The organism is Halovivax limisalsi, from assembly GCF_023093535.1.
Lineage (GTDB): Archaea > Halobacteriota > Halobacteria > Halobacteriales > Natrialbaceae > Halovivax > Halovivax limisalsi.
The window spans coordinates 2,841,856-2,865,703 of the sequence record NZ_CP095757.1 but is presented as its reverse complement, the minus strand read 5'-3'; the positions used below and the strand labels follow the sequence as shown (position 1 = coordinate 2,865,703).

Annotated in this window: 25 protein-coding genes and 2 tRNA genes; 19 read left to right on the top strand and 8 right to left on the bottom strand. The window is 67.7% G+C overall.

Features of this window, described 5'->3' with window-relative positions; translation table 11 throughout:
- Positions 1-61: 61 nt before the first annotated feature.
- Positions 62-328: a hypothetical protein gene (locus tag MXA07_RS13400; protein WP_247729100.1), complete on the bottom strand. Its 267-nt coding sequence runs from the start codon at positions 326-328 to the stop codon at positions 62-64.
- 240 nt (positions 329-568) lie between these two features.
- On the opposite strand from MXA07_RS13400, the gene MXA07_RS13395 reads away from it, so the two are divergent.
- Positions 569-1,285: a metal-dependent hydrolase gene (locus MXA07_RS13395; protein WP_247729099.1), complete on the top strand. Its 717-nt coding sequence runs from the start codon at positions 569-571 to the stop codon at positions 1,283-1,285.
- Between the two features lie 191 nt (positions 1,286-1,476).
- The gene (locus MXA07_RS13390) at positions 1,477-1,857 is read left to right on the top strand and encodes an OsmC family protein (protein ID WP_247729098.1); all 381 of its coding nucleotides are present in this window, start codon (positions 1,477-1,479) and stop codon (positions 1,855-1,857) included.
- A gap of 117 nt (positions 1,858-1,974) precedes the next feature.
- Here MXA07_RS13390 and MXA07_RS13385 read toward each other — a convergent pair whose 3' ends face one another.
- Positions 1,975-3,075, bottom strand: coding sequence for an SDR family oxidoreductase (locus MXA07_RS13385; protein WP_247729097.1), 1,101 nt, complete (start codon positions 3,073-3,075; stop codon positions 1,975-1,977).
- Entirely contained in the window at positions 3,072-4,655 is a 1,584-nt protein-coding gene (locus MXA07_RS13380) for a succinic semialdehyde dehydrogenase (protein WP_247729096.1), read from the bottom strand. Before MXA07_RS13380 ends, MXA07_RS13385 begins: the two co-directional genes overlap by 4 nt.
- A gap of 123 nt (positions 4,656-4,778) precedes the next feature.
- On the opposite strand from MXA07_RS13380, the gene MXA07_RS13375 reads away from it, so the two are divergent.
- From MXA07_RS13375 to MXA07_RS13335, 9 genes are all read left to right on the top strand, one after another.
- Positions 4,779-5,240: a DUF5799 family protein gene (locus MXA07_RS13375; RefSeq protein ID WP_247729095.1), complete on the top strand. Its 462-nt coding sequence runs from the start codon at positions 4,779-4,781 to the stop codon at positions 5,238-5,240.
- 280 nt (positions 5,241-5,520) lie between these two features.
- Positions 5,521-5,811 (top strand): DUF7545 family protein, encoded by a 291-nt coding sequence (locus MXA07_RS13370; protein WP_247729094.1) that lies wholly within the window; start codon positions 5,521-5,523, stop codon positions 5,809-5,811.
- Positions 5,812-5,936: 125 nt separating this feature from the next.
- Entirely contained in the window at positions 5,937-6,584 is a 648-nt protein-coding gene (locus tag MXA07_RS13365) for a biotin transporter BioY (RefSeq protein WP_247729093.1), read from the top strand.
- Between the two features lie 27 nt (positions 6,585-6,611).
- Positions 6,612-7,322 (top strand): energy-coupling factor ABC transporter ATP-binding protein, encoded by a 711-nt coding sequence (locus MXA07_RS13360; RefSeq protein WP_247729092.1) that lies wholly within the window; start codon positions 6,612-6,614, stop codon positions 7,320-7,322.
- A gap of 4 nt (positions 7,323-7,326) precedes the next feature.
- The gene (locus MXA07_RS13355) at positions 7,327-8,031 is read left to right on the top strand and encodes an energy-coupling factor transporter transmembrane component T family protein (protein WP_247729091.1); all 705 of its coding nucleotides are present in this window, start codon (positions 7,327-7,329) and stop codon (positions 8,029-8,031) included.
- Between the two features lie 137 nt (positions 8,032-8,168).
- Positions 8,169-8,822 carry a helix-turn-helix domain-containing protein gene (locus MXA07_RS13350; protein WP_247729090.1) on the top strand — a complete coding sequence of 218 codons (654 nt, stop codon included), beginning with the start codon at positions 8,169-8,171 and terminating at the stop codon, positions 8,820-8,822.
- A 92-nt stretch (positions 8,823-8,914) separates the two neighbouring features.
- Positions 8,915-9,232, top strand: a complete 318-nt coding sequence (locus tag MXA07_RS13345; protein ID WP_247729089.1) for a HalOD1 output domain-containing protein — start codon at positions 8,915-8,917, stop codon at positions 9,230-9,232.
- Positions 9,233-9,420: 188 nt separating this feature from the next.
- Positions 9,421-9,561: a nucleoside triphosphate pyrophosphohydrolase family protein gene (locus tag MXA07_RS13340; protein WP_247729088.1), complete on the top strand. Its 141-nt coding sequence runs from the start codon at positions 9,421-9,423 to the stop codon at positions 9,559-9,561.
- 136 nt (positions 9,562-9,697) lie between these two features.
- Complete coding sequence (locus MXA07_RS13335; RefSeq protein ID WP_247729087.1) at positions 9,698-12,784, top strand: PAS domain S-box protein; 3,087 nt, start codon at positions 9,698-9,700, stop codon at positions 12,782-12,784.
- A 198-nt stretch (positions 12,785-12,982) separates the two neighbouring features.
- On the opposite strand, the gene MXA07_RS13330 is transcribed toward MXA07_RS13335, so the two are convergent.
- Together MXA07_RS13330 and MXA07_RS13325 are read right to left on the bottom strand one after the other, a co-directional pair.
- Positions 12,983-13,056 (bottom strand) — tRNA-Thr (locus MXA07_RS13330).
- Positions 13,057-13,168: 112 nt separating this feature from the next.
- Complete coding sequence (locus MXA07_RS13325) at positions 13,169-14,167, bottom strand: class I SAM-dependent methyltransferase (RefSeq protein WP_247729086.1); 999 nt, start codon at positions 14,165-14,167, stop codon at positions 13,169-13,171.
- 162 nt (positions 14,168-14,329) lie between these two features.
- Between MXA07_RS13325 and MXA07_RS13320 the strand changes: the two genes are divergently transcribed.
- The 6 genes from MXA07_RS13320 (at position 14,330) to MXA07_RS13295 (ending at position 20,080) form a co-directional block, all read left to right on the top strand.
- Entirely contained in the window at positions 14,330-14,776 is a 447-nt protein-coding gene (locus MXA07_RS13320) for a Rieske (2Fe-2S) protein (RefSeq protein WP_247729085.1), read from the top strand.
- A gap of 91 nt (positions 14,777-14,867) precedes the next feature.
- On the top strand, positions 14,868-15,851 hold the full coding sequence (locus MXA07_RS13315) for an aldo/keto reductase (protein ID WP_247729084.1): 984 nt from the start codon (positions 14,868-14,870) through the stop codon (positions 15,849-15,851).
- A gap of 248 nt (positions 15,852-16,099) precedes the next feature.
- On the top strand, positions 16,100-17,263 hold the full coding sequence (locus MXA07_RS13310; RefSeq protein WP_247729083.1) for a tubulin/FtsZ family protein: 1,164 nt from the start codon (positions 16,100-16,102) through the stop codon (positions 17,261-17,263).
- A 169-nt stretch (positions 17,264-17,432) separates the two neighbouring features.
- A complete protein-coding gene (locus MXA07_RS13305) occupies positions 17,433-17,834 on the top strand; it encodes a RidA family protein (RefSeq protein ID WP_247729082.1) in 402 nt (133 codons plus the stop codon).
- Positions 17,835-17,887: 53 nt separating this feature from the next.
- Positions 17,888-18,661: a diphthine synthase gene (gene dph5 / locus MXA07_RS13300; protein ID WP_247729081.1), complete on the top strand. Its 774-nt coding sequence runs from the start codon at positions 17,888-17,890 to the stop codon at positions 18,659-18,661.
- Positions 18,662-18,787: 126 nt separating this feature from the next.
- Positions 18,788-20,080, top strand: coding sequence for an MFS transporter (locus MXA07_RS13295; RefSeq protein WP_247729080.1), 1,293 nt, complete (start codon positions 18,788-18,790; stop codon positions 20,078-20,080).
- Positions 20,081-20,186: 106 nt separating this feature from the next.
- On the opposite strand, the gene MXA07_RS13290 is transcribed toward MXA07_RS13295, so the two are convergent.
- The 3 genes from MXA07_RS13290 to MXA07_RS13280 all read right to left on the bottom strand — a co-directional run bounded on the left by MXA07_RS13290 (position 20,187) and on the right by MXA07_RS13280 (position 21,645).
- Positions 20,187-20,501 (bottom strand): MTH1187 family thiamine-binding protein, encoded by a 315-nt coding sequence (locus MXA07_RS13290; protein ID WP_247729079.1) that lies wholly within the window; start codon positions 20,499-20,501, stop codon positions 20,187-20,189.
- 147 nt (positions 20,502-20,648) lie between these two features.
- Entirely contained in the window at positions 20,649-20,993 is a 345-nt protein-coding gene (locus MXA07_RS13285; protein WP_247729078.1) for a HalOD1 output domain-containing protein, read from the bottom strand.
- A 581-nt stretch (positions 20,994-21,574) separates the two neighbouring features.
- A tRNA-Gly gene (locus tag MXA07_RS13280) sits at positions 21,575-21,645 on the bottom strand.
- Positions 21,646-21,942: 297 nt separating this feature from the next.
- Between MXA07_RS13280 and MXA07_RS13275 the strand changes: the two genes are divergently transcribed.
- Both MXA07_RS13275 and MXA07_RS13270 read left to right on the top strand, forming a co-directional pair.
- Entirely contained in the window at positions 21,943-22,818 is an 876-nt protein-coding gene (locus MXA07_RS13275) for a putative RNA uridine N3 methyltransferase (RefSeq protein ID WP_247729077.1), read from the top strand.
- A 4-nt stretch (positions 22,819-22,822) separates the two neighbouring features.
- Positions 22,823-23,845 (top strand): 50S ribosomal protein L3, encoded by a 1,023-nt coding sequence (locus tag MXA07_RS13270; RefSeq protein ID WP_247729076.1) that lies wholly within the window; start codon positions 22,823-22,825, stop codon positions 23,843-23,845.
- Positions 23,846-23,848 lie beyond the last annotated feature (3 nt).

Below are 23,848 nucleotides of genomic sequence, written 5' to 3'. Positions count from 1 at the left end.
AAAACGGTTGTCGAAACGCCGCGGCCGCGTCGAATACGACAGAATTGGCGTACTGGGTGCTCTAGCCTTCGAAAACTGAGGATTCGTCTTCCAGGGTTTCGATCTCCTCGACGAGCGCGCGGACGGTCTCCGGGAACAGGGCGACCTGCACCTCGTTGCCCTCGGCGTCGTCGAACTCGAATTTGACGCGCTTGTCGCCGAACGCCCTGACGTCGGCGGATTCGACGTCGAAGAGCTTCGCAGAGGCGGATTTGTTGGTCGGACCGACGTTCGAGAGCGATCCCTCCTTCAGTTCGACCGTGAACGGCTCGATGTCGAGTGCGAGCATACGCCCCGTTGTCCCCGCCGTCGTAAAACTCCCCTCCGTCGATCCGGCGACGGCTCCTGCTAGCCGGGTCGGCGGATCGCCGGGCGATTGGTGCGACTCGATTCTCGTCGGGCATCCAGACGGCCCTCGGGTGTGTCGCGTCCCGGCGCGGCTAGTCGTCGATCACGTTCGGCGCGCGCAGGCGCTGTGGGCCGAAATCTCGAAGCTTTAAGGGCAATTCTCCCGAATCCTCGCGTGCGCATGGAACTCACCTGGCACGGTCACTCGACGTGGGCGGTAACGGTCGGAGAGACGCGCCTGCTGATCGACCCGTTCTTCGACAATCCGAAGACGGACCTGACGCCCGAGGACGTCCCGGAGCCCGACTACGTCCTCCTTACGCACGGCCACGCTGACCACGTCGCGGACGCGAGCGCGTTCGCGGACGCGACGCTCGTGGCGACGCCAGAACTGGCCGCCTACTGCGAGGACGAGTTCGGCTTCGACGACGCCGTCGGCGGCATGGGAATGAACCTCGGCGGTACCGTCGCGTGCGGCGACGCGCGGGTGACGATGGTGCGGGCCGATCACACGAACGGCATCGTGACCGACTACGAGTACGACGCCGGGATGCCTGCCGGCTTCCTCGTCAGCGACGACGATCCCACCGCAGCCGGCGCCACGACGTTCTACCACACCGGCGACACCAGCCTCATGTCGGAGATGCGCGACGTGATCGGCCCGCACCTCCGGCCCGACGCGGCGGCCGTCCCGATCGGCGATCACTTCACCATGGGGCCCCACCAGGCCGCCATCGCCGCGGACTGGCTCGACGTCGATCACGCGTTCCCGCAGCACTACGACACGTTCGGCCCGATCGAGCAGGACCCGGCCGATTTCGAGGCGGCGGTCGACGAGGTCGGTGCCGACGCGTCCGTCCACGCGCTCGCGGGCGACGAGTCGTTCGACCTCTCCTGATCGTTCGACTCGCCGTCCGACGGCTCGGTCCGTCCGGCGATCGTCTCGTCGGCGCCGACTCGATCCGTTCGCCGGTGTCAGCTCGGTGCTCGTGACGCCCCGCCGTCGCTCGAACGCATCTGTGCGGACGACTCCCAGTCTCGCGACAGAGAACAACGTTTACACGCCGGGACGTCGTCGTACCGACTGCCATGTCAAAGAACGTGACCACGACGTCCGAGGAGGGCTACGTCGCGACGAACCAGATCCGCGACTTCGAGGTGACGATCGACTCCGGCGGCGAGGAGGGCCCCGACACGCTCGAGAGCCTGCTGGCCGCCTACGCCAGTTGCTACGTACCCGCGCTGCGCGTCGGCGCAAAACAGCGCGACGCCGGCGAACTCGGCGAGATCGTCATCGACGTCACGGGCGAACTCAACGACGACGACAAACTCGAGTCGGTCGCCTTCGACGTCGAGACCGACGCCGACCTCGACGGCGACACCGCCGCGAACGTCGTCGAGCGCGCGAACGAACTCTGCAAGGTCCACGACGCCGTCAAGCCGTCGCTGGAAGCGGACGTGTCGCTCTAAGACGGCCGCAGACGGTGGCCCATCGACCCATTTTCCGTGATCGCGTGCGCGTCTCGTCCGCGATACCGGCTCCAGAGCCAGCGGTCCGGGCGCCCGTTCGACCGGAGTGTCGGCCGGTCACCGCATCGCCGAATCGCGCAGGTCCGGGTGTTCGCGGACGAAGTCGACGAGCGCGTCGACGTACGACTCGAACGGCGGCACCTCGACGGCCGTATCCGCGAGCGCCCGCCGCGTCTTCGGACACGCGTAGCGAGTTGGATGATCGAGGTAGTCGAGCGTGGCGGGTTCGACGCTCGCGCCGCGCGATTCGAGCCAGTCGAGCCCGCGGCGCGCGATCGACTTGGGGACGGGTAGGGGCACCGTCCGGTGGTCGATCGCGTCCGCGAGCACCGCGGCGAACCGCCGGACCGGGAGCGGCGCCGGATCGCAGAGCTGGTACACCTCGCCGACGGTGTCCGCCCTGGCGCTCAACGCGTCGATCGCGTCGACGACGTAATCCCGGGGCACGACGTTCAGCTCCGCCGAGCGCGCGCCGGGGACCGTCACGGAAACCGAGAGCCACTCGGGCTGGGACAGGAGGTGTCGAAGCTGGTAGTACGGCCCGTCGTACTTTTCGGTCTCGCCCGTCTCGCTGTCGCCGACGACGATCGCCGGCCGGTAGACGGTCGCCGGGAACCCCGCGGCCATGCGGCGCTGTACCGCCACCTCGGCGCGGTACTTCGTCTCCTCGTAGTGATTGTTGAACGACTGGCCCTCCGCGAGATGGGTCTCGGTGAAGACGCCGTCGTAGCGCCCGCTGACGTAACACGTGCTCACGTAGTGGAACCGATCGACGTCGATCGACGCGGCGAATTCGAGGACGCGTTCCGTCCCGCGGACGTTGACCGCCTCGGCCGGTTCGAGGTCGACGCCGAGGTCGTAGATCGCCGCGAGGTGGTAGCACGACTCGATGGCATCGAACGTCGCCCGATCGACCTCGAGCCCGAGGTCGGGATCGGTAATGTCGCCGTCGTACAACCGGATGTCGATGCGATCGTCGCCGACCGCGGGTGCGTCGACGGCGTCTACGAGTTCGCGCGCCCGGTCTTCGGCCTGTGCCCGATGGTGGGGCTGGACGAGGCAGGCGACCGGCCCGTCGCCGCGTTCGAGCACTCGTTCGATCAGCGCCGACCCCAGGAACCCCGGGAAGCCGGTCAGGAATACTCGCGGTGCGGTCATCGGCCCCACCCGAGTAGCCGGCGTCGGAGCGCCGTCAGCGTCGACAGGCCGCGAACGAACCACTCCGTGGGTACGAAATCCGGCGGGACGAGGGGCCCGGTGCGCGACGTCGCGATCGTTTTCGACTCGGTGAAACGCCGAATCCCCTCGGGGCCGTGGCGGCGACCGATGCCCGAGTCACCCATCCCGCCCATCGGCGCGTCGAGCGCGGCCCAGCCGGTGAGGTACGTGTCGTTGATGCAGACGGTGCCGCAGTCGATGCGGCGGGCGACCTCGCGTGCGCGGTCCGTATTTTGACTCCAGACGCTCGCGTTCAGGCCGTACGGCGAGTCGTTCGCCGCGTCGATCGCGCTATCTGCGTCGGGAACCGGCGTGACGGTGACCACGGGCCCGAACGTCTCCTCGCACGCGACGTCGGCGTCGGGCTCGACGTCGGTCAGGATCGTCGGTTCGTAGCAGTACGGGCCGACGTCGGGTCGACGTCGACCGCCGGAGACGAGCGACGCCCCGTCCTCGACCGCCGAATCGACGGTGTCGGCCACGCGCGTGTGCTGGGCGTCGTCGATGAGGGAGCCGACGTCGGGCCCGTAGTCGAACGTGTGTCCGAGCGAGAGCGACCGCGTCTCTCCGACGAACGCGTCGAGGAACGCCTCGAAGCACGATTCGTGGACGTAGATTCGCTCGGGCGCGAGACAGAGCTGGCCGGCGTTCGTGAACGCCCCCTGGGCGGCACCGCGGGCGGCTTCCTCGACGTCCGCGTCGTCGAGGACGACCAGCGGGTTCTTCCCGCCGAGTTCGAGCGAGCAGTCGATCAGGTTTCGTCCCGCCCGTTCGGCGACCTGCCGGCCCGTCTCCGTACTCCCCGTGAACGCGACGTAATCGACCCGGTCGATCAGCGCGGGGCCGACGGTCGAACCCTCCCCGGTGACGATCTGCAGGACGCCCTCGGGGAGCCCGGCTTCTTCGAGCATGGCGGCGAGTTCCAGCGCGACGAACGGCGTCTTCGCGTCCGGTTTCAGCACGACCGCGTTGCCGGCGAGCAACGCGGGAACGGCGTCGGCCATCGAGAGCGTCACGGGGTAATTCCACGGCGAGATGACCCCGACCACGCCGACCGGATCGCTCGTCACGCGCGCCGTCGAGACGAGCGGAATCGGGTCCATCCGCCTCGATTCCGAGATCGCGTCGGGGCCGACCGCGGCGTAGTACGAACACGAAAGGGGGACGTCGAGTACCTCTTCGAAGCCGTGTCGCCGTGACTTGCCGGTCTCGAGCTGGAGGAGGTCGAGCAACGGTTCGCGCCGCTTGGCCACCAGCCTGCCGAAGCGTTCGATCACCGCGGCCCGCTCGCCGATCGGCGTCGCGGCCCACCGGGCCTGGGCCCGCCTGGCTCGTTCGACGACGGTCTCGACGCCGTCCGCGGTCGCGTCCGGGATCGTCCCGATGACGTCGTCGGTGACCGGCGTCCGGACGTCGATCGACGACTCGGACTCGGTGCCAGCCAGCCGATCGGTCAGTCCGTCGAGCCGGGCCCGCGTGACGCCGGCGGATTCCAGGATCGCGGGCGAGGATAGTGACATATCTCATCCTTACAGCCTGTCCCCCAGTAGTTTTTGCTCCGGTTCGGGGCATTCCGCGGTTTCCGAGCCCCGTCGACCGGCAAATGGGAAACCCTCATGGCCGTTCCGACGGAAGAACCGGACATGACAGAGACGTCGTGGACGGACCAGATCGTCGGCGAGCGGATGGCTGTCGATCGAGAGTTCGCCGATCAGGTCGCCCAGTCGCAGTTTTCGAATCAGGAGTGGTCCCTCGTCATGACCGCGACGACCTTCGAGATCACCGATCCGGCCGATCCGGACGCGGCGACGCTCGTGGCCAACACCGAACAGGTCGAGCACGTGTTGCCCGAATTCGAGAACCTCGAGGCGGGCGTGGCCGGAATGGGCGGGCAACCCGCGGCTGGTTCGAGCGGCGGCGGGCTGCTGGATTCGCTGAAGTCGGCGATCGGGCTCGGCGGCGACGAGGACGTCTCCGAGGCCGACCTCGAGGCGGCCGACGCCCTCGCCCAGGAGTACGCGAGCGAACTGCAGGATCGCCTGGAGGAGACGGGCCGCTGGGGCGAGGTCCGCGAGCTCGCCGCGGCCGACGCCGACCGTTCCTGATCCCGTCCGGGTTTGATCGCCCCTGATCCCGTCCGGCTGTCTGATCCGATCCACTGCCGAATCGGCGCGTTTCGCACGGTCAGCGGTGGTGCGATCCACGATCGATTCCGTATCGAGGGCCGGCTCGTCGGCCCGACGAAGCCGGTCGTAATGCCCCCGACGGCACCGCTCGAACTGCCACCCGACGAAGCCGGTCGCAATGCCCCCGACGGCACCGCTCGAACTGCCACCCGACGGGGCCAGCCGCAGGACCTTTAGGGGCAGGCGCGAGTGTTTCGGTATGGACGAGTCGGTTCCAACAACGACGTTCAGCATCGAATCCGAGTCGGGCGACGGCGACGACGTCACCATCCCGAGCGGCCTCGTCTCCCTCCTGGCGGAGGGCGACCAGTCGCAGGCCGAAACGGTCGGTGACATCACCCTGCTCTCCTTTGCGAGCCGGGCTCACCACCTCGTCCACCACGGCGAGGACGCCGGCGAGGAGGTCGCCGCCCAGGAAGAAGAGATCATGGACCTCTTCGAGGAACGATTCGGCGTGAGCTACGCCGAGGCGACCGGTCACCACCACTGAGCCAGCTCCCCGACGCTGAAGACTGATCGCTTCCAGCAGTTACGTTGACACGATTTCCAAAGGTCAACCCCGTGACTGTTTTGTAAACCGAAGCAATTACGCCGGTTTACGAGAGCGGTTCGAGTATGTCGACCGAGCAAACATCCGTCTCGCTGGTCTCGGCGGACGTCATTCGGCCGTTCGCGAGAGCCGCGTTACTGGCAACGCTGATGGGGGCGACTGCCCCACTTTCCATCCCGATTCCGTTCACGACGGTGTCGGTGACGCTGCAGGTGTTGTTCGTCTTCCTCGCTGGTATCTACCTCGGCCCGCTGTGGGGGACGGCGTCGATGGGGCTGTATCTCGCGGCCGGTGTAAGTGGACTGCCGGTCTTCGCCCATGGTCGGACGGGTATCGGTCCACTTTTCGACTATACGGCCGGGTTCCTCTGGTCGTTCCCGGTTGCCGCGTGTCTGATCGGCGTACTCGTCCACGCGCGTTTCCTCGGCTCTCGCCGTGGGGCGGAACCGAGCGATGTGTCGCTCGAATCCGCCAGGTTCGTCGATCGGTTTCGCCGCCGAAACCCGTCGACGGTCGGCACCCTCCGCCTGGTCGCTGCGCTCGTCGCGGGTACCCTCCTCATCTACACAATGGGCGCGGGCTACGCAATGCTGTTACTCGATCTGTCTCCCTCCGAAGCGATAGCCGGGTTCGTCGCCCCGTTCGTCTTCTTCGAACTCGTCAAGATGGCGGCGGCGATCGGCGTCGTCCGTAGCGACATCGTCCCGGCCTGAGACTGACCGCCACTCGGAACCACTCCCATGATCGACTATCGCGACGTCACCTTCGCCTACGGCGAGACCGACGTGCTTCACTCGGTTTCGCTCTCGATCGCCGACGGCGAGTTCGTCCTGCTCGTCGGCCCGAACGGGAGCGGCAAGACGACGCTGCTGCGCCACGCCAACGGCCTGCTCGAACCCGAGGCTGGAACCGTCCTGGTTGACGGGCGACCGGTCGACGAGGACCTCGTGGCGGCGCGCTCGGCGATCGGGATGGTGTTTCAACACCCGCGCGACCAGTTCGTCGCCGCGACGATCGCCGAAGACGTCGCGTTCGGCCCTGAAAACCTCGGCCTCGACCGGGCGACGATCGACGAACGGGTCGAGCGCTCGCTCGCGGCGGTCAACATGGACGGCCGCGGGTCGGAGCAGATCGACGAACTCTCCGGCGGCGAGCAATCCCGCGTCGCCATCGCCGGCGCACTCGCGATGGAACCCACCCATCTAATTCTCGACGAACCGTTCACGGGCCTCGACGTACCCGCTCGCCGGTCGGTTCGCGAGCGCCTGGCCGCACTCTCGGCCGAGGGGACCGGCGTGATCGTCTCGACGCACGACCCCGACGCGGTCTGGGACCTGGCGGATCGCGTCGTCGCGATGGCCGACGGCGAAGTGGCTGTCGACGCGGACCCGGAACGGGCGAAAGAGGCGCTGAACACGTCGTCTATCGGCGTGCGAGCGCCGACCGGGTGATCGCGTGCTCGCGTACGAACCCGACGAGACGCTGGCCCACACGCTCGATCCGCGGTCCAAGTTGGCGTTCCAGGTCGCATTCGCCGTCGCCGCCCTCGCTCATTCCTCACCGTCCGCGACTGCCGCGCTCTCGCTCTTGGCGCTCATCGTCGTGATGGGTGCAGGCGTCGCACTCGGGCGAACGCTGTACGCCTACCGGTACGTGTTCGGCTTTCTGTCGATCAGCGTGATCCTCTCGGCCGTCACCCGTGGACCGCCGTGGATCGACGTGGCCGACGCGATCGCGACGGCGAGCGCGAGCTACCGCGTCGTCCTCATCCTGCTGGTCAGCGCGGCGTACGTCCGATCGACGCCGGTTCGCGATTCGGAGGCGGCGTTCCACCGACTCGTCCCCGGTCGCGTCGGGCGACTGCTCGGCCTCGGCGTCTCGCTCGTCTTTCGCTTTCTCCCCGTCTTGCAAGCCGACATTCGCACGATTCGGAACGCGATGGCGACCCGCCTCGGGACCGAGCGATCCGCCCACGATCGGGCGGCTCGAATCGGAGCGCTCGGGCTCTCGCGTGCCTTTCGGCGCGCGGATCGACTCTCGGTCGCCCTCCAGGCGCGCTGTCTCTCCTGGAATCCGACGCTGCCGCCGCTCTCGTTCGGCCGCCGCGACCTCCCCGTCTTCGCGATCGCGCTCGGCCTCGTCATCTCGTCGGTGCTGTGACGGTCCCGGACGAGCTCTCGACCTCGCCTGCGGGCTCGATACTAACCGCTCGGCCGCGGCCGAGCCGATCCGTCTTGAAGCTGGCCCTTGCCGTCCCCGATGAGTTTTACCCGTGGTCGTGGTAGGTCCCCGCGATCGTGAGCTTCATCGCCGAGTACACGCTCGACAGCCCGATCCTCGCCGCGGCTCGAGCCGAGAGCCCGGGCGTCGAGTACGAGGTCGTCGACGAATTCGTGACGGCGGACGAGCCGCCGGTGCTGACCGCCTGGGCGAGCGGACCGGACGCGGCGCTGGAGCGCTTCGACGCGGCCGTTCGATCGGATCCGACGCTCGCATCTGCGACCGTACTCGCCAGCGTACCCGACCGTCGGCTCTACCGGATCGAACTCTCTCCGGAGGGGGCGTGCGGGATGACGTACCCGGTCGCGATGGAACACGGGATCACCTTTCTCGAGGTCAGGGCGACCGGCGAGGCTGTCCACTACCGGGCCATGATTCCGAATCGGGACGCCCTCTCCGCGTACCGGTCGGCCTGCGCGGAACGCGACCTCGATTTCACCCTCGATCGGCTCTACCGGAGCGAGGGCGCCCCTTCGGCCGCGTCGGCGTTGACCGACCGCCAGCGAACGGTGCTGCGCGCGGCGTTCGAGGCGGGCTACTTCGACGTCCCGCGCTCTACCTCGCTCGACGCGCTCGCCGACCGGTTCGACGTCTCCGAACAGTCGCTGTCGGCGACGCTTCGACGCGCGCAGTCGAACCTCTTCGCGGAGACGTTCGATCCCGATCGCTGACGGGCCGGCGCTGTCCTCGCGTACGTAAAAGGTTTCGTGCTCAACCGCCGGGCCTACCCGTCGACCGGGCGTATCACCGAACAGAATTCTCGATGTCAGCCGCACCCCCGAACGACTGCTGTGCCACTCAGGATGGACCGATCACCCTCGACCGATCGACGTCGCAACCGAGCAGCGAGGCCGTCCTCGAGGCGGTCTCGTCGGTCACCGGCCGTCCGGCCGTCCCGACCGAAGCGGGGTCACCGCTCCCGCCGCTGTACCACGCGATCGATCCGGAGGCCCTCGACCAGCTGGTCGACCACGCGGCGGCCTGCCAGACCGACTTCTCCCTCTCGTTCGAGTACGCGAGCTGCGAGGTAACCGTCTCGGTCGACGAGATCGCGATCGATCCACGCCCGGACGCGAACTAGCGTTCGGCCGGCCGGTCGACCCCGGCCCGGCGCGCTACTTCGCCGACATATTGCTGGACGGGCCTCTCCAACGCTCCATCCGGTTGCCCCACCTGTGCCGGCCCGCGAGTGGACCCTTACCGTCGGCTACGGACGGCGCCGTCCGAATGGAGTGCCGGTCGAACCGATTTTCGCTCGCCGAAGAGCGTGTGAGCCGCGTCCCGCACGTTCGCGATCGGCTCCCGGAGATCGTCGAGCGAAACGGCGAGACGCCGATCGCGCACGCGGCCGGTGACGACGAGCCCGCTCGGACCGGACCTGCTGGCTCCATAGATCCCGTCGATATCTGACGTAGTTGGAGCTGTGTGCGGCCTTTTTGACTCAGGGAGCGCCGCCATCGCGGCCCGGCGCGACTCCGTTCTCGGCGGTAGGTTTCCCGCGACCAGTGCACGGCATTTATCCGACTTGCTGTCGACCCCCTCCGATATGAGCGACGGTGGGGGGACCGCAGAGACGGAGTTCTGGGGGACGGCTGACGATACCGAGGCGTGCCGGCAGTATCGCACGCTGGTCAACGCCGTCGAGGACGGCATCTACCAGCTCGACGCCGCGGGCCGATTCGTCGCGGTCAACGACGCGATCGTCGAGGCGACCGGCTATCCCCGCGACGCCCTGCTCGGCGAGCACGTCTCCCGGCTCGTCGCCGAAGACGACGTCGAGCGAATCGAACGGGAGATCGCCGCGCGCCTCGAGGCGGGTCGGCCGCGCGTCGAGACGTTCGAGCTGTCGATCCGGACGGCCGACGGCGGGACCGTCCCGTGCGAACTCCGGATGAGCCTGCTGGTCGAACGCGGCAGCCTCCGAGGAACCGTCGGCGTGGTTCGGGACGTGCGCGACCGCGAGCGCGCCGGGCCGATCGCCGACCACAGCGAACTGGAACGGGAACTCCGCGAGCGCGAACGGCGGCTCTCGTCGCTGATCGACAACGTGCCGGGGATGGTCTATCGGTGTCGGAACGACCGCGACTGGCCCGTGGCGTTCGTGAGCGACGCGTGCGAAGACGTAACGGGATACGCCGCCGAGGCGCTGGAACGCGGCGACGTGAACTGGGGCGCGGACGTGATGGTGCAGGCCGACCGGGAGGCGGTCTGGGAGGCCGTCCAGCGGGAGGCGGGCGAGGACGGGACGTTCGCGGTGACCTACCGCATCGAGACCGCGACCGGCGAACGGCGGTGGGTCAGCGATCGCGGCCGTGGCATCTTCGAGGACGGCGAGCTGGTGGAGATCGAGGGCATCATCTCGGACATCACCGATCGCAAGCGCGCCGAGCGGCGGCTGGCCGAGGAGCGGGACATGTTCGCGGACGGCCCCGCGGTCGTCTTCAGGTGGGAGCCCGACGACGAGGCGGGGTGGCCGGTCGAGTACGTCTCCCCAAATGTCGAGGACGTGTTCGGCTACGCGCCCGCGGAACTCGAGTCGGGGACGGTTCCGTACACCGACCTGCTCTTCGAGGAGGAGGTGGACCGCATCGCCCGGGAGGTCGAAGCCAACAGCGACGGGACGACCGAGCGCTTCAGCCACGAGCCGTATCGCGTGCGGACCAATGGCGGCGAGGTCAGGTGGGTGAAAGACACCACCAAGATCGTCCGGGACGACTCGGGCGAGATCACGAATTATCTCGGGTACCTGGTCGACATCACCGAGCGCAAGGAGCGCGAACGCGAACTCCAGCGCTACGAGACGGTCGTCGAAACCGTCAACGACGGCGTCTACGTGGTCGACGACGAGGGCCGGTTCACGATGGTCAACGACGCCTACGTCGAGATGACTGGCTACGATCGCGACGACCTGATCGGGGCCCACGTTTCGCTGGTCGTCGACCAGGCGGTCGCCGAGCGAGCGCAGGTGACCGAGGCCGAAATGCGCCACGGCGGTTCGAACGGGTCGACGGTCGAGGCGGAGCTACGGCGGGCCGACGGCGAACGACTCCCCTCGGAGGCGACGTTCGCACTGCTGGCGAGCCCCGACGAGCCCGACCGGCGCGTCGGCGTCGTCAGGGATATATCCGACCGACGGGAGCGCGAGCGGGAGCTGCGGCGGAAGGAACGCCGGTACGAGGCCGTCTTCGAGGATCCGAACATCCTCGTCGGCCTGCTCGATCCAGACGGGACGGTTCTGGACATCAACGGGACGGCCATGGAGTACGTGGACGCCGCCCTCGCGGACGTGACCGGCGAACCGTTCTGGGAGACGCCCTGGTGGGGCGGCCAGGCGGGCGTCCAGTCGGACGTGAGGGAGTGGACCGAGCGAGCGGCCGACGGCGAGTACGTCGATTTCGAGGCGGATCTCATCCGACCGGGCGGCGACCGGTACACCCTGAGCGGCTACTTCCGGCCGGTCACGGACGAGGACGGCGAGGTCGTATCCATCATCGTCTCGGACCGCGACGTCACCGAGCGCAAGGAACGCGAACAGGCGCTCCAGGAGAGCCGGAACCAGCTCCGGGCGCTCATCGACGTGCTCCCGGTCGCCGTCTTCGTCGCCGAAGCCGACGGCGAGATCGTCGAGTGGAACGAGGCCGCCGAGGCGATCTGGGGCGGCGAGGTCGCCGAATCCGAGTCCGTCGCCGAGTACGAGGCGTACGACGCCTGGTGGGCGGACACGGGAGAGCCCGTCGAGCCCCACGAGTGGCCGCTGGCGCGTGCGCTCCGGGGCGAAGAGGTGACCGATCCGGACGAGATCGAAATCGAGGGCTTCGACGGGGAACGCCGGATCGTTTTGAACCACGGCACGCCCGTTCGGAACGCGGACGGCGAGGTGACCCGCGCGGTCGTCACCCTCGTCGACATCACCGAGCGCAAGGAGTACCAGCGCAGACTCGAGGCGTCCAACGAACGCCTCGAACAGTTCGCGTACGCGGCCAGTCACGACCTGCAGGAGCCGCTACGGATGGTGTCGAGCTACCTCCAGTTGCTCGAACGCCGGTACGGCGACGAACTCGACGCGGACGGCCGGGAGTTCGTCGAGTTTGCCGTCGACGGCGCCGAGCGCATGCGCGAGATGATCGACGCGCTGCTTGAGTACTCCCGCGTCGAAACGAAGGGTGAGCCGTTCGAACCCGTCGATCTCCAGGCCACCCTCGACGACGTGCTGGACGATCTCCGGCTACAGATCGAAGAGAGCGATGCCGAGATCACGAGCGAGTCGCTACCCCGCGTCGAGGGTGATGCGAGCCAACTTCGCCAACTCTTCCAGAACTTACTCGACAACGCGATCGAATACAGCGGCGACGAGCCCCCGCGGATCCACGTCGGAGCCGAGCGCGACGGCGACCGGTGGCAACTGACGGTCAGCGATCGGGGGATCGGGATCGATCCGGACTACCAGGACGACATTTTCGAGGTGTTCAACCGCTTACACGGCCGCGACGAACACGCGGGCATGGGGATCGGGCTGGCGCTCTGTCAGCGCATCGTCGAGCGCCACGACGGCAAGATCCGGGTCGACTCCGACCCCGGCGAGGGGACGACGTTCACGGTCACGCTACCTGCGGCAGGCGAGCCCCAAGAGTGAGCGGGCGGCGATCCTACCCCTCGTTCGAACCCCTCCGAAGGCGATTGACTGCTCGCGAATTGTCCGCAGCAACAAGCCGGTGGAGGGATTGTGAACCACGGTCGATCGCTTCCTCCCTCACTGCGTTCGCGAGACTGCGCTCTCCCTGATTCAAATCCCGCAACGCCTGTTGCTGCTCACGAATTGTTTGCAGCAACAAGCCGGTGGAGGGATTTGAACCCTCGACCTAATCCTTACGAAGGATTCGCTCTGCCAGTCTGAGCTACACCGGCACGCTCGCGTCGTTCGCGCACCATTCTCGGCGAAGCGCGTTCGCCGGGCCCGCGTTCACTCACACGTAGGGCCGATACCAGCCATAAGGATTGCGAATCGATCCGGGACGGGTCACCGGGTCAGGCGAACGTCGAGACAGACGTTGCACTCGTGGGGCGCGTAGGATCTGACCACTCGTTCGGTCTCGACCGAGACGTCGTACTCGGGCTCGGCGACCTCGCGAATCGCGCGTTCGCCGGGGCCGAAAGGGTCGTCCTCGTGCTGAATGTCGTAGTAGTGGATCGTACAGTCGTCGCCGGCGATCGCGACGGCGGCGTCGAGGAAGTCGTCGGCGCTGTGGGGCAGGTTCATCACGATGCGGTCGGCCCAGCCCGCGTACTCGGCGGCGACATCGCGCACGTCCGCGTCGATCGCGGTCACCCGATCGGCCACGCCGTTTCGCTCGGCGTTTTCGCGGAGGTACTCGATCGCGCGCGGGTTGACGTCGACGCCGACGACGTCGGCGCCGCGGGCGGCCATGGGGATGGCGAACGGCCCGACGCCGGCGAACATGTCGACGACGCGGTCGCCGGCCGCGACCTGCTCGGCCACGCGGTGGCGCTCCGTCGCGAGACGGGGCGAGAAGTAGACCTCGGCGACGTCGAGGGCGAACGCGTGACCGTACTCGCGGTGAACGACTTCGGTACTCGCTCCGTCGTCGGATCCCTCGCCCGCGAGGACCTCCCAGTCGCGCACGCGCGTTTCGCCCTTGACTTTCGAGGCTTTGTTCAGCACCGTCTCGACCGGCAGGTCCGATTCGACGATCGCGGCCGCGATCTCGCGCGCGCGGTCCGTGTCGTCCTCGTCGAGGATCGCGGCCCGGCCGAGGCGCTCGTAGGAGGGTTCGAATCCCAGCAGCTCCGCCGGCGTCGTCTGGGTCTCCCGTTCGGGCGCCTCGCGATCGACGAGGTCGAGGTCCGCAGGCACCGCATGCGCGTCGGTCACGGGGATGTAGAGCCAGCCGTCCTCGTGGGTGATCTCGAACGTGTCGGCCACGAGATCTTCGGCGGCAAGTCGGCGACGCGTCGCCTCGCCGTCCTCGCGGCGCACCCGGACGCACGGCACTTCCATACCCGCTCTCGCGGGCGACCGTCCCTAACGATGTCGCTTCCGACCGCCGCGGCTTCGATCCGACGCGACACCGTTCGATCTACCGTGCTCGGCGTCGCGGGACGATCTCGCCGTCCGGTCCGAGTCACGGACGTTATAGGTGATGGACCGAAACGGGCGTGCATGACCGACGGGACGCGTTTGACGACGGTCGACACTGTCCACGAGGAGGGCTCGTGGCTGTTCACCGTCCGCGATTCCTACGGCGAACTCGACGAAGTGATCCTGGTGCCCTGCGAGGACGGCGTCGAAGGCTGGATCAATCGCTGTCCGCACGAGTCCCAGCGCCTGGACGTCGGCCGCGGGGCGGCGATCCGCGACGGCGAGATCGTCTGTCCGCGCCACGGCTCGACGTTCGACTCGTGCGCCGGCGACTGCGACAACGGCGACGCCGCCGGGACCCGACTCGTCCCTGTCGAGACGACGGTCGAGGACGGTGCGGTCTACCTCTCCGATCGGAGCGTCTCGTTCGCGAACGAGGGCGGGATCGACGCGGCCGAGACCTCCCCGGCGGACGACCTCGACGGCGATGACGACGTACCGTCGTCGACCTCGCATATCGGGTTCTGACGCGGCGACCGATCGCATCGGGCCCGGTCCTCATTTCAGTGGCCCTTCCGGAAGGTCGAGAGTTTTGGTCCTGGCGTCCGCGATACTCCTCATGGAGTACACCACGCTCGGTGACTCGGGCCTGACCGTCAGTCGCATCGGCCTCGGAACGATGAACCTCGGCTACGACGGGAGCGGCTGGAAGCTCGACGCCGCGGAGAGTCGCGAGATCCTCGAACGCGCGATCGACCTCGGCATCACCTTCATCGACACGGCGAACGTCTACCGCGACGGCGAGAGCGAGTCCCTCATCGGCGACGTGCTCGCCGACTACGATCGCGACGAGCTCGTCGTCGCCTCGAAGGTGTACTTCTCGATGGACGACGACGATCCGAACGCGCAGGGACTCTCCCGGAAGGCGATCGAGCAGGAACTGTCGAACTCGCTCGACCGACTCGGGCTCGATACGCTCGACCTCTACCAGATCCACCGATGGGATTACGAGACGCCGATCGAGGAGACGCTCCGCGCGCTCGACGACGCCGTCCGGCGCAACCAGGTGCGCTACCTGGGCGCGTCGTCGATGTGGGCCCACCAGTTCGCAGACGCGCTTCACACGAGCGATCGGCTCGGGCTCGAGCGCTTCGTCTCCATGCAGAATCACTACAACCCGGTCTATCGCGAGGAGGACCGCGAGATGCTCCCGCTGTGCGAGCGCGAGGGTATCGGCGTGGTTCCGTGGAGCCCCCTGGCCCGCGGCTACCTCACTCGCCCCCACGACGAGTTCGACACGACGCCCCGGGCCAGGCGTGAGAACGAACGGCGACCTGATCGCCACGCCATCTACCGGGCCGGTGGCGGCGAGGAGATCAACCGACGCATCGAGGAACTGGCCGCGGAGTACGGCGTCTCGATGGCCCAGTTCACCCTCGCCTGGCACCTCCATCGCGAGCCCGTCACCGCGCCGATCGTCGGCGTTTCGAGCGTCGAACACCTCGAGGAAGCCGTCGAGGCGGTCGACGTCTCGATCTCGGACTCCGATCTCGAGTACGTCGACGAACCGTCCGAACCCGTTCCGATCGAAGGCCACGAGTGAGTCGGAACTTCGACGAGCGGCTCAACCGCTATCAGTCACCGCGCAGGTGATGGTCGAGCGACCGCAGCGCTGCCGGTCTACCAGTCCGAGACCCTGACCGACACGCCCGGTAGACACTCATTACCGGCTGAACGTAACGGCTCGCAGTGAGTCACGATCGCGTACGTATCGCGTAACGAAGGGGAGAGCGGTTGCGGCATCCATCGCACGCGGGCCGCAGATCGACGCGGGTCGCGGATCGAGAGACCATGAAACTCGCACTCATCGGATTCGGGCAAGCAGGGGGAAAGATCGTCGACCGATTCCTCGCGTACGACGCCGACCGGCGGAGCAGCTTCGTCGCCGACGCCGTCGCGGTCAACACCGCCGCGGCCGACTTGGCCGGCCTCGAGCGTATACCGGAGGAAAAGCAGGTCCTCATCGGGCAGTCCCGGGTGCGCGGACACGGCGTCGGTGCCGACAACGAACTCGGCGCCGAGATCGCCTCGGCAGACATCGACGAGATTCAGGCGGCGATCGACTCGATTCCGGTCCACGAGATCGACGCGTTCCTGATCGTCGCCGGCCTGGGCGGCGGAACCGGTTCCGGCGGCGCGCCCGTCCTCGCGAAGCACCTCAAGTACCTCTACACGGTCCCCGTCTACGGGCTGGGCGTCCTCCCGGCGACGGACGAGGGCGGGATTTACACCCTCAACGCGGCCCGTTCGTTCCAGACGTTCGTCGACGAGGTCGACAACCTGCTCGTCTTCGACAACGACGTCTGGCGCCGGGCGGGCGAATCGATGGAAGGCGGCTACGCGGCGATCAACCGGGAGATCGTCGAGCGCTTCGGCGTCCTCTTCGGCGCCGGCGAGGTTCACGAGACGGGTGCGGTCGCCGAGAGCGTCGTCGACGCATCGGAGGTGATCAACACGCTCTCGGGCGGCGGCGTCTCCACCGTCGGCTACGCGACCGAGACGGTCGAATCGTCCGGCTCGCTGTTGGGGAAACTGACGGGGAGCGAGTCGGTGACGGACGGGGCCGCCGCGACGAACCGGATGACGAGCCTGGTTCGCAAGGCCACGCTGGGCCGGCTGACCCTCCCGTGTTCGGTCGACAGCACCGATCGCTCGCTCGTCGTCGTCTCCGGTCCGTCGGAGCACCTCGATCGGAAGGGCATCGAGCGCGGCCGATCGTGGCTCGAGGACGAGACGGGCAGCATGGAAGTTCGCGGCGGCGACTATCCGCGTCCGACCGACGACACCGTCGGGGCCACGGTCCTCTGCTCCGGCGTCACCGACGTGTCCCGCATCGACCAGCTTCAGCAGGTCGCCATCGAGACGCAGGATCGCGTCGCGGAGATCGACGCGGCCAGTACGGACCAGCTCGACGCGCTCGTCGACACCGGCGGCGAACTGAACGCCCTGTTCTGAGACGGGTCGCCCGTCGTCTCACCCAGCCACTGTCGATTCGGCCCTCCCCGTTGAATCGATTCGTCGCATCCACGCTCGTCCGCCACGTCGAACCGATCGAATCCGATCGACCGGGTTTCGCCCGCGGTCACACCGGCAGCGTTTTCGACCCGGTTCGCGACGTTCGCGTATGACGCGACCGCGTCAACGGGTTTCGAGCGGCACCGAGTGGGAGGACGCCGTCGGCTACTCGCGCGCCGTCCGCGCGGGTGACACCGTCCACGTCGCGGGGACGACCGCGACGGGCGAAGACGGCGCGGTCGTCGGGGTGGGCGACCCCGGCAGGCAAACCCGGTACGCGCTCGGCCTCGCGATCGAAGCACTCGAAGAAACCGGCGCGACGGCGTCGGACGTCGTTCGCACGCGGCTGTACGTCACGGACGTCGACGACTGGCCCGAGATCGGTTCGGCCCACGCCGAGTACTTCGGCGACGTACGACCCGCAGCGACGATGGTCCAGGTCGAGCGCCTGATCGATCCCGACCACCTCGTCGAGGTCGAACTCGAAGCGATCCTGTCGGACGAGACCTGAACCCCGCCACCGCGGATCCGTTCGCCTAAGACGCTCGACCGCGAGGTGGGGGTATGCTCACCTTCGTCGGCCTCGGCCTCTACGACGAGCGCTCGATCACCGTCGAGGGCCGCGAGGCGATTCGAACCGCCGATCGGGTCTTCGCCGAGCGCTACACCAGCGAACTGATCGGCGCGAGTTTCGAGGCGCTTTCCGCCCACCACGACGTCGAGATCGAGGTCCGCGACCGCGCCGGCGTCGAGCAGGATCCCGAGCCCATCCTCGAGGCGGCGGCATCCGACGACGTCGTCTTCTGCACCGCCGGCGACACGATGATTTCGACGACCCACGTCGACCTGCGGTTGCGCGCCGAGGAGCGCGACGTCGACACCCGAATCATTCACGGCGTGACCGCACAGACCGCAGCGAGCGGCCTCACCGGCCTCCAGAACTATCGCTTCGGCCCGTCGACGACGCTCCCGTTTCCCTGGGCCCACGGCGCCGACGGGCTGCCCGCGAGCGTCACCGACACGATCGCAGAGAATCGCGAGCGCGGGCTCCACACGCTCGTGTTTCTGGACATCAAGGCTGCGGAGGGCGAGTACATGCGCGGCGACGTGGCGGCCGATCTCCTCTCCGAGGCGTACCCGGATCTCGTCGGCGTCGTCGTGGCCCGGGCGGGCTCGCCCGATCCGGTCGTCGACGGCGGACGGATGTCGGAACTCGCGAGTCGCGAGTTCGGGGACCCGCTGCACCTGCTCGTGATCCCGGGCGAGTGTCACCTGCTCGAAGCCGACGCACTCGCGCGACTCGCCGGCGTCGATCGAGAAGCGCTCGACCTGGCCTGAACCGTGCGGTTTCGGCCGGAGGGCAGCGCCCCGTCGACCGGGCGCGGTTATCCGTCAACCGGACTCGACTGCCCGATCCACAGGTGCTAAGTACCGTCGAGCGAGCCTCTCAGTCAGACCGAATAAATGGCCCTCGATCGAAACGATCGCGCGATCGCCGCGTTCACGATGACCGGCCACGGCCTCGTCCACTGGTTCGAGACGTCGATCCCGATCTTCCTCGTCGTCTGGCTCGCCGAGTTCGACGTCCCGACGGTGCTCGTCGGACTGATCGTCGCGCTGGGCTACGCGCCGTTCGGCCTCGGCGCCCTGCCGGCCGGCGTGCTCGCCGATCGATTCGGGCCGAAACGGCTCGTCGTCGCGTGTCTGGCCGGGATGAGCGCGTCGTTCGTCGTCCTCGCGCTCGCCGGATCGCTGGCCGGGATCGCGATCGGCCTCGTCTGCTGGGGCACCGCCGCCAGCATCTACCACCCCGCCGGCCTCTCGCTCATCAGCACCGGCGTCGACCGGCGCGGCCGCGTCTTCGCCTGGCACGGCATGGCGGGGAACGTCGGCATCGCGCTCGGCCCGTTCGTCGCGGCGACGCTGATGGTCGCGGGCCTCTCCTGGCAACGGGCTGCGCTCGCCCTCGCCGTTCCGGGCATGATCGCGGCGCTCTACGGCCTCCGGGCCGACTTCGATCCGACGGCGGCGGTCGACCCGGACGCCGACGCCGGACCGGACGAGGCGCTCTCGCTCTCTGACTTGCTGGGCGACACGCGAACCCTCTTCGCGAGCGCGTTCGCGCTCGTGTTCGTGATCGTGACGTTCGAGGGACTGTTCTACCGCGGCATGCTGACCTACCTGCCGGAGTTACTCCACAGTTCGGCGGCGCTCTCCGGATTCGACCCCGGCCCGACCCTGCAAGGGATCGAACCGGGCGATTACATCTACGTCGGCTTGCTCGTCGTCGGCATCGCCGGCCAGTACGTCGGCGGGACCCTGACCGACCGAATCAGTCCGAGCACCGGCCTGGCCGCGTTCTTCGCCGTCCTCGCCGCGCTGGCTCTGACGTTCGTCCCGATCCTCTCGCTCGAGGTGAGCGGTACGGTCGGCCTCGTGGCGGTGATCGCGCTCAGCGCCACGTTCGGCTTCGTCCTCTTCGCGATTCAGCCGTTCTACCAGGACGCCGTCGCCGTCTACACGCCGCCGGGGTCGCGCGGACTCTCCTACGGCTACACCTACCTCGGCGAGTTCGGGTTCGGCGCCACCTCGATCGCGATCGGCGGCTACGTCCTCGGCGTCTCCACGCCGGCGTTCTTCGTCACGATGGCCGCGTTCGCGATCGTCGGGACCGGCCTGTCGATCCTGCTCGCCGTCGGCCTCGGTTCGGTCTTGGGCGGCCGTTCGACGAGTGGATCCACGCGTGCGAACGAGTGACGGCCCGGCGGCTCGTACAGCGCTGCCGTGCCGGTCGGCGGGGTGCGTCAACGGCGAACCGGATCCGCTGGCGGCGACCGATCCGCCCCCGCAATTCGGTAGTGCTTCAGTTCCGATCGCCGCGCGCCTCACGACCGAGGTGATCCTCCACGGCCGCCACCTTCTCGCTCGCCGATTCGTCGCTCGTCCGCTTGTCGTCGACCTTGAGGAACGTACTCACGCGATCCGCGTCGATCGACTCGTGGGCCGCCTCGACGGCCGCGAGCAATTCGCCCATCGAGTCGGCTTCGATCGTCGTCCCCATCGGTCCCGTCTCGTAGGCCAGGCCCGTCTCGTCGATCGCTTCGATTGCCCCTGCAACGGCTTCGGCCATGCTCTCGTCGGTCGCCGGTGCGGTGCTAAGAAATCCGATTACGGTCATACCCAGCCATTCGTGCCGACCGGTCCTAAAACCGGAGGTGTCGTCGGTCGCCGTCGCTGTGCCCGCTCGGGGCCGCCGCCGATAAGTCGGCGTCGCTCGCGGCGATCTGAAGCGGGACGGACGGCTCCGATCGAAGCCGAGGCACGATCAGTTCGGTCGCTGGACCTGTGGCGGCGGGTGGATGTAGATGTCGCCGTTCGCGTGGACGTATACTTCACATTCGAGGGCGGTGAAGGCGACGTGGCCGCCCGTGCGGGCCTCGCCGTCAGCCTTCGGGCTGAAGATCCGTTCCAGCGCGTCGGGGTCGACGCTGTCGTAGAGTGAGAACTCACCCTGGGAGACGTCGACGTCGACGACCGACGTCAGACCGTGGACGATCGTCGTGAGGAGCGTCGCGCTCCCTTCGGGATCGTAGGAGAGCTCGAACCGGTCGTTGGCCTCGTCGTAGTGGAGTTCGTCAGTTTCGGTAGTGCGGGTAATTTCAGTTTGCATTGGCGGTGCGGGACCTTCGGTCGCTCGCTTGCTTGTAGCCTCGCTGGGTACAAAAGGTAATCGGCTGTGACACGTATTGAGAATCGTGACTATCTTGATTTGGTATGGATTTACCGTCCGGGAGTCTTCGACCGGGTCGACAGAACCCACCGCCCCACGGCGTTTGCTGCTTGGCGTTGCAGTGGCTGGGTCCGATATCGCGACCGGTTGCCCTGCCGCGGCGATCGGTTCGGCTCTTTTGGCAGGGGCCTCCTACCGGTGACCAATCCACTGTTTCTCACGACTGGGGAGTCGATCACTGCACCGTACTCGCAGGCCAACGCTGAATCCCATGGCTGGCGCTCGCGAATTTACTCGCGGCAAGAAGTTCGCCGACTGGGATCACGGATACTCGCGACGCTACGCGCCGCTCGCGATATAGCGCTCGGAGAAGTGCGCTGGCTGGGATTTGAACCACCTGAAGACGGTCTCACTCGCTTCGCTCGTGAGCTGGGTCTTCCGTAATTCAAATCAGGGCGACTTTTCCGAACTCCGGTGTTCGCACTGCTACGCAGTGCTCACGAACGTTGAGTTCGGAAAAATGCGCTGGCTGGGATTTGAACCCAGGTTGTGACCATGGCAAGGTCACGTGATACCACTACACTACCAGCGCCCTGTTGCACTCCCATGTAGGCCGCGATGGGGGTATAAGGGTTGCGAAAGGCGGCCGTTTCGCCACGCCGTGACACGGTTTCGGCCATCGGAGGAGGATACCGGTTGACGGGCCGATTCTGCCCGTTTTCGAGCCGTCACTCCGGCCGAACAGTATATCGCGACGTACTGTGTCCCCGACTACCACGTATTCGCGGGTGACAGGCCGTCTCAGTCCCGAACCGTTTCGCCACCCTTTTAAGACCTTGTCCGCAAGCAATCGCTACAGTCTAGTGACGAGGCGCCGAAGCGCTACGGTATGACCGTCAGCGTACTCGTGCCGTCGTCGATCGCTCGCGAAGCCGAGGACAAACGCGAGGCAACTCGCAAACTCGGATACGTCGCCCGCGCGGCGACGATCTTCCGGGCGGATCGGCTGGTCGTCTTCCCCGATCGGGAGGGCGAGACCGGTCGATTCGACGGCGGGTTCGTCGAAACCGTGCTGCGGTACGCCGCGACGCCCCCCTACCTCAAAACCGAGGCGTGGGGCAAGCGGGACGAACTGGAGTACGCGGGCATCCTGCCGCCGCTCCGCGCGTCGTCGCAGACCGGCTCCGAATCCAACGGTTCGGGGTCGTTAAGACGAGGGATCGTGACCGAGGTCGGACCTGAAGGCCGCGTCCGGGTCAATTGCGGACTGCAACACCCGATCTCCCTCACCGCACCGCCGAAAATGGCGGTCGAGGAGGGGGAGCGCGTGACCGTCAGGATCTCTTCGCGACGACCGGTCCGGGCGAAGCTCGAAGACGAGCCCCTTCCGGGGCTATCGATCGAGCGGACGGACCTCTCCGGGGCACTCGGCCGTGAGGACGCCGGCGTTCGCATCGCGTCGTCCCGCTACGGTGATCCGCTCACCGTCGGACGACTCGAGACGCTGGCCGGACGCGTCGAGCGCGACGGCATGACCGTCGCGTTCGGCTCGCCCGACAGAGGGCTGCCGGACATCCTCGGAATCGAGGAGTCACGAGTCGGCTCGGCGTCCACCGCGGACGGCGAGGCGACGGACGGAGTCGAACCCAGCGCCGATCCGGGGTTCGACCTCTGGCTGAACACGGTTCCGGACCAGGGCAGCGAGGTCGTGCGAACGGAGGAGGCTCTGTTCGCCACCCTCGCCTGCCTCTCACTGAGAGCGTGATACGATGCCACAAGCAAACACACCACGCAAAGGCTCACTCGGATTCGGCCCACGCAAGCGGGCGACCAGCGAGGTCCCTCGATTCCGCTCGTGGCCGGATGACGACGGACAGCCGACGCTCCAGGGCTTCGCGGGCTACAAGGCCGGCATGACCCACGTGGTGACGGTCGACGACGCCGCCAACTCGCCGACCGAAGGGATGGAGACGACCGTCCCGGTCACCATCGTGGAGACGCCGCCGATGCGCGTCGCGGCGCTGCGAGCGTACGAGGAAACGCCATACGGACAACAGCCGGTCGCCGAGGTCTGGGCGGACGAGCTCGACGCGGAACTCGAGCGCACGCTCGACCTGCCCGGCGACGAGTACGACAGTGACGCCGCCGCGGACGAGTTCACGGCCGCCCACGAGGAGGGCCGGGTGGACGACGTCCGCGCGATCACGTACACCACGCCGGCGGAGATCCCGTCCGTGCCGAAGACCAAACCCGACGTCATGGAGACGCGCGTCGGCGGCGGTTCGGTCGACGAGCGCGTCGAGTACGGACTCGAGCTGCTCGCCGAGGACGGCGGCGAACACGCGATGAACGACGTGTTCCGCGCCGGCGAGTACGTCGACTCCAGCGGCGTCACGAAAGGGAAGGGCACCCAGGGCCCCGTCAAGCGCTGGGGCGTCCAGAAGCGCAAGGGCAAACACGCCCGCCAGGGCTGGCGCCGACGCATCGGCAACCTGGGCCCGTGGAACCCGAGCCGCGTTCGCTCGACGGTTCCCCAGCAGGGCCAGACCGGGTACCACCAGCGCACCGAACTCAACAAGCGCCTGCTCGCCATCGGCGACGGCGCCGACGCGACGGTCGACGGCGGCTTCGTCAACTACGGCGAAGTCGACGGCCCGCACGCGTTGATCAAGGGCTCGCTCCCCGGGCCATCGCAGCGACTCGTTCGCTTCCGCCCGGCGATCCGACCCGGAGACCAGCCGCGCCTCGATCCCGAGGTCCGGTTCGTCTCCACCGCATCGAATCAGGGATAATCT

What these genes read in the sequence shown, in the direction of transcription:
- MXA07_RS13400 (WP_247729100.1), bottom strand. Translation starts at nt 328, where the DNA reads ATGCTCGCACTCGACATCGAGCCGTTCACGGTCGAACTGAAGGAGGGA.
- MXA07_RS13395 (WP_247729099.1), top strand. Translation starts at nt 569, where the DNA reads ATGGAACTCACCTGGCACGGTCACTCGACGTGGGCGGTAACGGTCGGA.
- MXA07_RS13390 (WP_247729098.1), top strand. Translation starts at nt 1,477, where the DNA reads ATGTCAAAGAACGTGACCACGACGTCCGAGGAGGGCTACGTCGCGACG.
- MXA07_RS13385 (WP_247729097.1), bottom strand. Translation starts at nt 3,075, where the DNA reads ATGACCGCACCGCGAGTATTCCTGACCGGCTTCCCGGGGTTCCTGGGG.
- MXA07_RS13380 (WP_247729096.1), bottom strand. Translation starts at nt 4,655, where the DNA reads ATGTCACTATCCTCGCCCGCGATCCTGGAATCCGCCGGCGTCACGCGG.
- MXA07_RS13375 (WP_247729095.1), top strand. Translation starts at nt 4,779, where the DNA reads ATGACAGAGACGTCGTGGACGGACCAGATCGTCGGCGAGCGGATGGCT.
- MXA07_RS13370 (WP_247729094.1), top strand. Translation starts at nt 5,521, where the DNA reads ATGGACGAGTCGGTTCCAACAACGACGTTCAGCATCGAATCCGAGTCG.
- MXA07_RS13365 (WP_247729093.1), top strand. Translation starts at nt 5,937, where the DNA reads ATGTCGACCGAGCAAACATCCGTCTCGCTGGTCTCGGCGGACGTCATT.
- MXA07_RS13360 (WP_247729092.1), top strand. Translation starts at nt 6,612, where the DNA reads ATGATCGACTATCGCGACGTCACCTTCGCCTACGGCGAGACCGACGTG.
- MXA07_RS13345 (WP_247729089.1), top strand. Translation starts at nt 8,915, where the DNA reads ATGTCAGCCGCACCCCCGAACGACTGCTGTGCCACTCAGGATGGACCG.
- MXA07_RS13335 (WP_247729087.1), top strand. Translation starts at nt 9,698, where the DNA reads ATGAGCGACGGTGGGGGGACCGCAGAGACGGAGTTCTGGGGGACGGCT.
- MXA07_RS13325 (WP_247729086.1), bottom strand. Translation starts at nt 14,167, where the DNA reads ATGGAAGTGCCGTGCGTCCGGGTGCGCCGCGAGGACGGCGAGGCGACG.
- MXA07_RS13320 (WP_247729085.1), top strand. Translation starts at nt 14,330, where the DNA reads ATGACCGACGGGACGCGTTTGACGACGGTCGACACTGTCCACGAGGAG.
- MXA07_RS13315 (WP_247729084.1), top strand. Translation starts at nt 14,868, where the DNA reads ATGGAGTACACCACGCTCGGTGACTCGGGCCTGACCGTCAGTCGCATC.
- MXA07_RS13310 (WP_247729083.1), top strand. Translation starts at nt 16,100, where the DNA reads ATGAAACTCGCACTCATCGGATTCGGGCAAGCAGGGGGAAAGATCGTC.
- MXA07_RS13305 (WP_247729082.1), top strand. Translation starts at nt 17,433, where the DNA reads ATGACGCGACCGCGTCAACGGGTTTCGAGCGGCACCGAGTGGGAGGAC.
- dph5 (WP_247729081.1), top strand. Translation starts at nt 17,888, where the DNA reads ATGCTCACCTTCGTCGGCCTCGGCCTCTACGACGAGCGCTCGATCACC.
- MXA07_RS13295 (WP_247729080.1), top strand. Translation starts at nt 18,788, where the DNA reads ATGGCCCTCGATCGAAACGATCGCGCGATCGCCGCGTTCACGATGACC.
- MXA07_RS13290 (WP_247729079.1), bottom strand. Translation starts at nt 20,501, where the DNA reads ATGACCGTAATCGGATTTCTTAGCACCGCACCGGCGACCGACGAGAGC.
- MXA07_RS13285 (WP_247729078.1), bottom strand. Translation starts at nt 20,993, where the DNA reads ATGCAAACTGAAATTACCCGCACTACCGAAACTGACGAACTCCACTAC.
- MXA07_RS13275 (WP_247729077.1), top strand. Translation starts at nt 21,943, where the DNA reads ATGACCGTCAGCGTACTCGTGCCGTCGTCGATCGCTCGCGAAGCCGAG.
- MXA07_RS13270 (WP_247729076.1), top strand. Translation starts at nt 22,823, where the DNA reads ATGCCACAAGCAAACACACCACGCAAAGGCTCACTCGGATTCGGCCCA.